This window comes from Pseudomonas sp. SDO5591_S426, from assembly GCF_054070755.1.
The window spans coordinates 1-9537 of the sequence record NZ_JBSVXD010000204.1; the positions used below are offsets into that span (position 1 = coordinate 1).

Below are 9537 nucleotides of genomic sequence, written 5' to 3' on the forward strand. Positions count from 1 at the left end.
GACTGCCACCGTGGCGCATTGACGCCTCGGCTTGGGCGAGTCCATCCAATTACAGTAATTTGTTGCGTTGCGAAGATTCGGTAATAAAAAAGGCGCGGTCCTTGCGGAGCGCGCCTTTTTTCGTTCAGCGGCTTATCAGCTGCCGAGTGCCTTCGAAGCCAGCCAGAACAACCCGGCCGACAGGCCCACGGTTGCCGGCAGGGTCAGCACCCAGGCCAGCAGGATGGTCTTGACGGTGCCGCCTTGCAGGCCGCTTTTGTTGGCGACCATGGTGCCGGCCACGCCCGAGGACAGGACGTGGGTGGTCGACACCGGCAGGCTGAAGATGTTGGCCATGCCGATCAGGCTGGCGGTGGTGATCTGCGCCGACATGCCCTGGGAATAGGTCATGCCCTGTTTGCCGATCTTCTCGCCGATGGTCAGTACCACGCGTTTCCAGCCAACCATGGTGCCCAGGCCCAGGGCCAGTGCGACCGCCAGAATCACCCAGAACGGGGCGTATTCGGTGGTGGTGGTCAGGTCCTTGCGCAGTTTGTCCAGGTCAGCCTTTTCACGAGGAGCCAGGCCTGGCAGCTTGCTGACCTTCTTCGCTGTGTCATCCAGACAGAGCAGGTAGCGACGCACTTCGATGCGGCTTTCGGACGGCAGCGAATGGTAGTCGGCTACGCCCTTGAGAGTGCCGAGCAGGGCGGTGATGGTCGGTTCGGTCTGTTGCGGGTTGCAACGGAATTTCTCCGGCAGGTCACCATCCACGCTTTTGCCCAAGGCCAGGAATTCGCCCAGGGTTTCGGAATTGCGCTGGTAGAACTGGCTCAGGTGCAGGGTGGCGTCGCGGGTACGCTCGATCTGGTACGTGGTGCTGTTCAGGTCGAGAACGAATTGCGCCGGCACGATACCGATCAGCACCAGCATGATCAGGCCGATACCTTTCTGACCATCGTTGGAACCGTGCACGAAGCTCACGGCCATGGCCGAGATCACCAATACCAGGCGGTTCCAGAACGGCGGGTGTTTCTTGTCGTCGATCTTGCGGCGCTGTTCCGGCGTCTTGTGCATCTTCGACAGCGGACGCCACCATTTCAGACCGATCAGGATCAGCGCAGCGATCAGGAAACCTGCCATTGGCGAGAACACCAGCGACATACCGATATCGATCGCTTTCTGCCAGTTCACGCCGTCGGCCAACGGAATGTCGTTGATCAGGGCGTTCGCCAGGCCCACGCCGAGGATCGAACCGATCAGCGTATGGGAACTGGAAGCAGGGATACCGAAGTACCAGGTGCCCAGGTTCCAGGTGATGGCTGCGGCGAGCAACGAGAACACCATCGCCAGTCCGTGACCGGTGTTCACATTGATCAGCAGTTCCACCGGTAGCAAGTGGACAATGGCATACGCCACGCCAACGCCGCCCAGCAACACGCCGAGGAAATTGAACACACCGGAAAAGAACACCGCCAGATGAGGCGGCATCGCTTTGGTGTAGATAACAGTGGCTACCGCGTTAGCGGTGTCATGAAATCCGTTGATGAACTCGAAGGCGAGGACAAAAGTCAGGGCGAGCAGGAGGCTCACAAGCACCCAAGCATCCAGTCCGCTGAATAAATCGATCATGAAGGTTTTCTGACCCGGTCATAAGGGGGGCGGGATTATGCCAGAAAAGCGTGCCAATCAATGCACTAGCTGCTCGTCGGTAACATTCTTCAACGAATTTTTTCGCAGCCGCAGCTTCGGTTACGGCGATTTTTCAGGGATTGCAAGTCATTGAATTTCTTTAAAAACCCTGTAATCACAAGGGTTTCGCAAGCTTGAAACAGGAGCTTGTCGACTTGTATGAAATTTCTGAGAGGAGGGTCAGTTATGAGCCTTTCACCCTGTCAGATGAGCAAGGTGGCCGCTGCCCGCTCGTAGCGGGCGCAAAAGGCAACATCAATGCATCCCGCTTTTACCGGGTGCAAACGCAGACCCTTGGAAGGATTCAAGCCGAAGCCGTCATGGCTCTTCGGTTTTGAGATCCTTTTCCATTTTTTCCAGTTCTTGCTTGAAAACCTGATCCTGAACGGTGGCGCGTTTACGCCAGGGCTTGCGTTCCGGTTCGGGCTGGGCGGCGTAGGTGGTGACTTCCCCGCCGTAAACTTCCTTGTAACGTTGTTCCTGGCGCTCAAGTTCCGCGCGCAGTTCGTCTTTCGTCACAGTGCTACCTGATTGAGTTGAGATAAATTCTGGTGAAACGCGCTGCGTTCAATGTATTGACCACGCTCGGCGAAAAGACAAGGCCCATGCAGGCATCGTTTTTACTGCAGGGCGATCAATACATCCATGTTGCAGGCGGCCACGGCACCAGAGGAAAATAGCTGACGTAGCATCAGATTCCTGTTTCGGCGAGCGCATTGGCGATGCGAATGCAGTCAGCGTAGGGCGCTTGCCGGAGGCAGCGGCGATGGGACATCGCGCCACCGGGTAGCGGGAGCGGCGAGTAAAAAACCGTCTGGCTACTGATTTGCATTATAGCGAGCGATTCACAGAACACTATCGCCAAACAGTTAAAAGTAGATCTTGATGTGTGATTGTTTTGTTGCCCGCAACTTTTACAGTCAACTAGCGTATTGGCGAAGGTCACTGTGCAGCGATGCCTTTCTGGCGCCATTAAGTCGAACAACTTAGGGCAACTTAAGCCAGCGTTTCGGCCAGCGTGAAAACATATAAGAAAGGTTGCGCAATTCAGCCTGTCGGCGGTTCGGGAGGGCGGCGGGGCAATTGCGATTATCGGTCGATGGTTCGATAATCGCCCGATGTTGCTTGCCCGGTCTTGTTTACCGGGTCCATGGCGCTTGTAATAGCCGCTGATCCGTGTGGGAAAAGGACCTTAAATGAACGATCAACTGCGCAATTCCTTCGCTTCAGTCGCACCGCCGATCGTCGCGTCGCCCGCCAAGCGAATCCAGGCCATGACCGGTGACCCGGACTTCATGACGTCGCTGGCGCGTGGGCTGGCTGTCGTGCAGGCATTCCAGGAGCGCAAGCGGCATCTGACCATCGCTCAGATCAGTCACCGCACGGAAATTCCCCGCGCCGCTGTCAGACGTTGCCTGCATACGCTGATCAAACTCGGCTACGCCACCACCGACGGTCGCACCTATTCCTTGCTGCCCAAAGTGCTGACCCTCGGCCATGCCTACGTCTCCTCGACGCCGCTGGCAGTTTCGGCCCAGCCATACCTGGATCGCATGAGCGAGCAACTGCACGAAGCCTGCAACATGGCCACCCTGGAAGGCGACGACATCCTGTACATCGCCCGCTCGGCGACTACCCAGCGTCTGATTTCGGTCGACCTCTCGGTGGGCGGGCGCTTGCCGGCTTATTGCACATCAATGGGACGGATTTTGCTCGCCGCGCTGGATGACACTTCGCTTGGCGAATACCTCGATCACGCCGACTTGCAGGCCAAGACCAGCCGAACCATCCACACACCCGAGGCGCTACTCGAATGCCTGCAGGAAGTTCGGCAGCAGGGCTGGTGCATCGTCGATCAGGAACTTGAGCAAGGCCTGCGCTCGATTGCCGTCCCGGTGTACGACGCCTCCGGTCAAGTGGTCGCGGCCCTTAACGTCAGCACCCATGCCGGGCGGGTTAGCCGCAACGAACTTGAACAACGCTTTCTTCCCGGTCTGTTAAGTGCCAGCCGCGACCTCAGCGCTCAGCTGTTTGCCTAAGGTGTTCGATAAACGCACAGAGTCGCGTCTGGCGAATTGACGCTGTTTCCTCCGGATCATTACTGTCGCGGCTGCGCCAGCGTTGGCTGGCTCCCCGTTCGACTGTGATCCACGGAATAAAAATAATGAACCAGCCCCAGTCTGCTGTAGGTAACTGCCTCGACGTGCAGTCCTTCATCAACGCTCAACCCATTTCGCGTTACCAATGGCGCGTGGTGATCCTGTGTTTCCTGATTGTCTTCCTCGATGGCCTCGATACCGCGGCCATGGGTTTCATTGCGCCAGCCCTGTCTCAGGACTGGGGCATCGACCGCGCCAGCCTGGGCCCGGTGATGAGTGCGGCACTGATCGGCATGGTGTTCGGTGCACTGGGCTCCGGCCCGCTGGCTGACCGCTTCGGGCGAAAAGTCGTGCTGGTGGGCGCAGTATTGCTGTTCGGCGCCTTCAGCCTGGCCTCGGCGTACAGCACCAACGTCGATCAATTGCTGGTGCTGCGCTTTCTGACCGGTTTGGGATTGGGCGCGGGTATGCCGAACGCCACCACGCTGCTGTCGGAATACACCCCGGAACGCAAGAAATCCCTGCTGGTGACCAGCATGTTCTGCGGTTTCAACCTGGGCATGGCTGGTGGCGGATTCATCTCGGCCAAGTTGATCCCGGCATTCGGCTGGCACAGCCTGTTGCTCATTGGCGGGATTCTGCCGTTGATCCTGGCCGTAGTTCTACTGTTCTGGCTGCCGGAATCGGCGCGCTATCTCGTCGTCCGTAACCGTGGCACCGACAAGGTGCGCAAGACCCTGGCGCCCATCGACCCGAAAGTCGTAGCCCAAGCCTCGAGCTTCAGCGTGCCGGAACAGAAAACCGTGAAGGCGCGCAACGTGTTTGCGGTGATCTTTTCCGGCACCTACAGCGTCGGCACGTTGCTGCTGTGGCTGACCTATTTCATGGGCCTGGTGATCGTTTACCTGCTGACCAGTTGGCTGCCGACCCTGATGCGCGACAGTGGCGCGAGCATGGAGCAAGCAGCATTCATCGGCGCACTGTTCCAGTTTGGCGGTGTGTTGAGCGCGGTGGGCGTAGGTTGGGCGATGGACCGGTTCAATCCGCACAAGGTCATCGGCATTTTCTACCTGCTGGCCGGGGTATTTGCCTACGCGGTAGGACAGAGCCTGGGCAACATCACGCTGTTGGCGACTCTGGTGTTGGTGGCCGGGATGTGCGTAAACGGCGCGCAATCGGCGATGCCGTCGCTGGCCGCGCGGTTCTATCCGACTCAGGGTCGTGCGACCGGTGTGTCGTGGATGCTCGGCATTGGCCGCTTTGGCGCGATCCTCGGCGCATGGATGGGCGCAACGCTGTTGGGCCTGGGCTGGAACTTCGAGCAAGTGCTGACGGCATTGGTGATTCCAGCGGCGTTGGCGACCACGGCGGTGGTCATCAAGGGCATGGTCAGCCATGCGGATGCGACCTGATCGACGATCGGTAGCCAGACAACAATGTGTTCGATAAACGAACACTCAGTCGATTATCGGATTGTTTGGCGTTTTTCACAGGCTTAATCTGCAGTCATTGCGGCGCTGCGCATCGGCGCCTTTTTCCACTGTTGGTTAATAACAAATGGGAGCCTGCCCCAATGGCTGAAATTCTTTCGCTGCACGACGCGGTGAAGCAATTCGTAAACGACGGCGATACCGTTGCGCTCGAAGGCTTTACCCACCTGATCCCTACGGCGGCGGGTCACGAAATCATTCGTCAGGGCAAGAAAGACCTGACCCTGGTACGAATGACCCCTGACCTGATCTACGACCAGTTGATCGGTGCCGGTTGTGCCCGCAAGCTGATTTTCTCCTGGGGCGGTAACCCGGGCGTCGGTTCGCTGCATCGTCTGCGTGACGCGGTCGAGAAGCAGTGGCCACACGCGCTGGAAATCGAAGAACACAGCCACGCCGACCTGGCCAACGCCTACGTCGCCGGTGCTTCCGGCCTACCGTTCGCGGTGCTGCGTGCCTACGCCGGTTCCGACCTGCCGAAGGTCAACCCGCTGATCAAATCCGTGACCTGCCCATTCACTGGCGAAGTGTTGGCCGCCGTGCCTTCGGTTCGCCCGGACATCACCGTGATCCACGCACAAAAAGCCGACCGCAAGGGCAACGTGCTGCTGTGGGGCATCCTCGGCGTGCAGAAAGAAGCCGCACTGGCCGCCAAGCGTTGCATCGTTACCGTTGAAGAAATCGTTGATGACCTCAAGGCGCCGATGAACTCCTGCGTGTTGCCGACCTGGGCCTTGAGCGCGGTCTGCCATGTACCGGGCGGCGCGCATCCTTCCTACGCCCATGGTTACAACGAGCGCGACAACCGTTTCTACCAGGCCTGGGACCCGATTGCCCGCGACCGTGACACTTTCACCGCGTGGATCAACGAGTACATCCATGGCAGCGCTGACTTCAGCGAGTTCCAGGCCAAACTGGCCGCCGCTTCGGAGGCGAAGTAATGACTTACACCACCAATGAAATGATGACCGTCGCCGCTGCCCGTCGCCTGAAGAACGGTTCGGTGTGCTTCGTCGGTATCGGCCTGCCATCGAAAGCCGCCAACCTGGCGCGCCTCACTTCCTCGCCGGACGTCGTGCTGATCTACGAATCGGGCCCGATCGGTGCCAAGCCGAGCGTGCTGCCATTGTCGATCGGCGACGGTGAGCTGGCGGAAACCGCCGACACCGTGGTCCCGACCGGCGAGATTTTCCGCTACTGGCTGCAGGGCGGCCGGATTGACGTCGGTTTCCTCGGCGCCGCGCAGGTAGACCGTTTCGGCAACATCAACACCACCGTCGTGGGTGATTACCACTCGCCGAAAGTCCGCCTGCCGGGTGCCGGTGGCGCGCCGGAGATTGCCGGTTCGGCCAAGAGCGTACTGATCATCCTCAAGCAGTCGTCGCGTTCCTTCGTCGACAAACTCGACTTCATTACCTCGGTCGGTCACGGTGAAGGCGGCGACTCGCGCAAGCGTCTCGGCCTGCCGGGCGCCGGTCCGGTCGGCATCATTACCGACCTGTGCACCATGGAGCCGGAAGAGGGCACCCACGAATTCGTGGTCACCGCGTTGCACCCGGGCGTGACCCGCGAGCAAGTGGTTGCCGCCACCGGTTGGCCGATCCGTTTTGCCGACAGCGTGGCAATCACCGCCGAGCCGACCGAGGTCGAACTCACCGCACTGCGTGATCTTGAAGCCCGTACCGCTGCCGCCCACGGCCAAGCCCCCGGAGAAGCGTGATGCGTGACGTTTATATCTGCGACGCGATTCGTACCCCCATCGGCCGTTTTGGTGGTGGCTTGTCCACCGTTCGCGCCGACGACCTGGCCGCTGTGCCGATCAAGGCCTTGATGGAGCGCAACCCGTCGGTGGACTGGAACGCCGTGGACGAGGTGTTCCTCGGCTGCGCCAACCAGGCCGGCGAAGACAACCGCAACGTGGCGCGCATGGCGCTGCTGCTGGCCGGCCTGCCGGAAACCATTCCCGGCGTGACCCTCAATCGTCTTTGCGCTTCGGGCATGGATGCCATCGGCACCGCGTTCCGCGCCATTGCCAGTGGCGAAATGGAGCTGGCGATTGCCGGCGGCGTCGAGTCGATGTCCCGCGCGCCGTTTGTGATGGGCAAGGCTGATGCGGCGTTTTCGCGCAACATGAAGCTGGAAGACACCACCATCGGCTGGCGCTTCATCAACCCGTTGATGAAAGCCCAGTACGGCGTGGACGCGATGCCGCAAACCGCCGACAACGTGGCTGACGACTACAAGGTATCCCGCGCCGATCAGGACGCGTTCGCCCTGCGCAGTCAGCAACGTACCGCCGCCGCACAAGCCGCAGGCTTTTTCGCCGAAGAAATCATCGAAGTGCGCATCACCCACAAGAAGGGTGAAACCGTGGTCAGCCAGGACGAGCATCCTCGCGCCGACACCACCCTCGAAGCCCTGACCAAACTGAAACCGGTCAACGGTCCCGGCAAAACTGTCACTGCCGGCAACGCCTCAGGCGTGAACGACGGTGCCGCCGCGTTGATCCTGGCTTCAGCCGAAGCTGTGAAGAAACACGGTCTGACCGCCCGCGCCAAAGTGCTGGGCATGGCCAGTGCCGGTGTTGCACCGCGCGTAATGGGCATCGGCCCGGTGCCAGCGGTGCGCAAACTGATCGAGCGCCTCGGTGTGGCGGTCAGCGATTTCGACGTGATCGAACTCAACGAAGCCTTCGCCAGCCAGGGCTTGGCGGTGCTGCGTGAACTGGGGATCGCCGACGACGCGGCCCAGGTCAACCCGAACGGCGGCGCCATTGCCTTGGGCCATCCGTTGGGCATGAGCGGTGCGCGGTTGGTACTGACGGCTTTGCATCAGCTGGAAAAAACCGCTGGCAAGAAAGGTCTGGCGACCATGTGCGTCGGCGTCGGCCAAGGTCTGGCTTTGGCGATCGAGCGCGTCTGACGCGCTCTGAAGACTTATAAGAACTGAGGAATGTTTCATGACTGACAAGCCTGGTTACCGTCGCCCGCAGGAAGGCACCCAGCCGGAGTACCTGCACCCGACTTATCAATCCACCAACCTGCGCTCGCCGTCCAAGCCTTTGGTGTTCTTGCCGCACTCGCTGTCGGAAATCACCGGTCCGACCATCGGCGCCGAGCGCGTCAATGAGAAAGACAATGACCTGACTGCCCAGCATGACGCGGAACCTCAGGGTGAACGCATCATCATCCACGGCCGTGTGCTGGATGAAAACGGTCTGCCGGTGCCGGGGATTCTGGTGGAGATCTGGCAGGCCAACGCCGCTGGTCGCTACGCCCATGCTCGTGACCTGCACGACGCGCCGCTGGACCCGAATTTCACCGGCACCGGCCGCACCGTGACCGACGCCGATGGCTGGTACCAGTTCCAGACCATCAAGCCTGGCGCGTATCCGTGGGGTAACCACCACAACGCATGGCGCCCGGCGCACATCCATTTCTCGCTGTTCGGGCCGAGCATCCTCACGCGGCTGGTCACGCAGATGTATTTCCCGGGCGACCCGCTGCTGGCGTACGACCCGATCTACAACTGCGTGCCCGATACCCGCGCCAAAGAGCGTTTGATCGCCACGTTCGATCTGGAAAAAACCATCCCTTCCTATGCCCTCGGTTATCGCTGGGACATCGTTTTGCGCGGCCGCGATGCCACGCCGATGGAGAAATAAGATGACGCTGACTGCGACCACGTCCCACACCGTCGGGCCGTACTATCACATCGGCCTGACCTGGCTGAACCGCGAAAACCTGACCGTCGAACAAACCCTGGGCGAGCGCGTGGCGATCACCGGGCAAGTGGTCGATGGCAACGGCGATGTCGTCAACGACGCGATGCTGGAAGTCTGGCAGGCCAACGCTGCCGGCAAATACGACCATCCGGAAGACGACCAGGACAAACCCCTGGACCCGAATTTCGAAGGCTTTGGCCGGGTGCCGGTGGACGCTGAAGGGCGTTTCCGGTTCACCACGATCAAACCGGGTACGGTCGAGGGCCTGAAGGGCTCGACCCAGGCGCCGCACCTTGTCGTGCTGGTGTTTGCCCGTGGCCTGGTGAAGCACCTGCTGACGCGCATCTACTTTGATGGCGAGCCGGCCAACGTCGACGATCCGCTGCTCGAATGCGTGCCGGCCGAGCGTCGTGGGACGTTGCTGGCCAAGCCGGATGCGACCGGTGTTTATCAGTGGAACGTCATCCTGCAAGGCACGGATGCCGAGACAGTGTTCTTCGATTATTAAGATCTGGATCAAAAGATCGCAGCCTGCGGCAGCTCCTACAGGGTG

The 9537-nt window shown here is 60.2% G+C and carries 9 protein-coding genes; 7 read left to right on the top strand and 2 right to left on the bottom strand.

Annotated features, from left to right (window positions below):
* Positions 1–135 precede the first annotated feature (135 nt).
* Together ACW9JC_RS25930 and ACW9JC_RS25935 are read right to left on the bottom strand one after the other, a co-directional pair.
* Entirely contained in the window at positions 136–1611 is a 1476-nt protein-coding gene (locus tag ACW9JC_RS25930) for an inorganic phosphate transporter (protein ID WP_457458546.1), read from the bottom strand.
* Between the two features lie 378 nt (positions 1612–1989).
* On the bottom strand, positions 1990–2190 hold the full coding sequence (locus ACW9JC_RS25935; RefSeq protein ID WP_338585135.1) for a hypothetical protein: 201 nt from the start codon (positions 2188–2190) through the stop codon (positions 1990–1992).
* Positions 2191–2867: 677 nt separating this feature from the next.
* Here ACW9JC_RS25935 and pcaR point away from each other — a divergent pair.
* From pcaR to pcaG, 7 genes are all read left to right on the top strand, one after another.
* Entirely contained in the window at positions 2868–3710 is an 843-nt protein-coding gene (gene pcaR / locus ACW9JC_RS25940; RefSeq protein WP_338585136.1) for a pca regulon transcriptional regulator PcaR, read from the top strand.
* A 125-nt stretch (positions 3711–3835) separates the two neighbouring features.
* Positions 3836–5182, top strand: a complete 1347-nt coding sequence (locus ACW9JC_RS25945; protein ID WP_338585137.1) for an MFS transporter — start codon at positions 3836–3838, stop codon at positions 5180–5182.
* A 161-nt stretch (positions 5183–5343) separates the two neighbouring features.
* Complete coding sequence (locus ACW9JC_RS25950) at positions 5344–6201, top strand: CoA transferase subunit A (RefSeq protein ID WP_338585138.1); 858 nt, start codon at positions 5344–5346, stop codon at positions 6199–6201.
* Positions 6201–6980 (top strand): CoA-transferase subunit beta, encoded by a 780-nt coding sequence (locus ACW9JC_RS25955; RefSeq protein ID WP_338585139.1) that lies wholly within the window; start codon positions 6201–6203, stop codon positions 6978–6980. Before ACW9JC_RS25950 ends, ACW9JC_RS25955 begins: the two co-directional genes overlap by 1 nt.
* On the top strand, positions 6977–8182 hold the full coding sequence (gene pcaF, locus ACW9JC_RS25960; protein WP_457458550.1) for a 3-oxoadipyl-CoA thiolase: 1206 nt from the start codon (positions 6977–6979) through the stop codon (positions 8180–8182). Before ACW9JC_RS25955 ends, pcaF begins: the two co-directional genes overlap by 4 nt.
* Positions 8183–8219: 37 nt before the next feature.
* Positions 8220–8924 carry a protocatechuate 3,4-dioxygenase subunit beta gene (gene pcaH / locus ACW9JC_RS25965; RefSeq protein ID WP_416128005.1) on the top strand — a complete coding sequence of 235 codons (705 nt, stop codon included), beginning with the start codon at positions 8220–8222 and terminating at the stop codon, positions 8922–8924.
* Between the two features lies 1 nt (position 8925).
* A complete protein-coding gene (pcaG, locus tag ACW9JC_RS25970; protein ID WP_448106632.1) occupies positions 8926–9492 on the top strand; it encodes a protocatechuate 3,4-dioxygenase subunit alpha in 567 nt (188 codons plus the stop codon).
* Positions 9493–9537 lie beyond the last annotated feature (45 nt).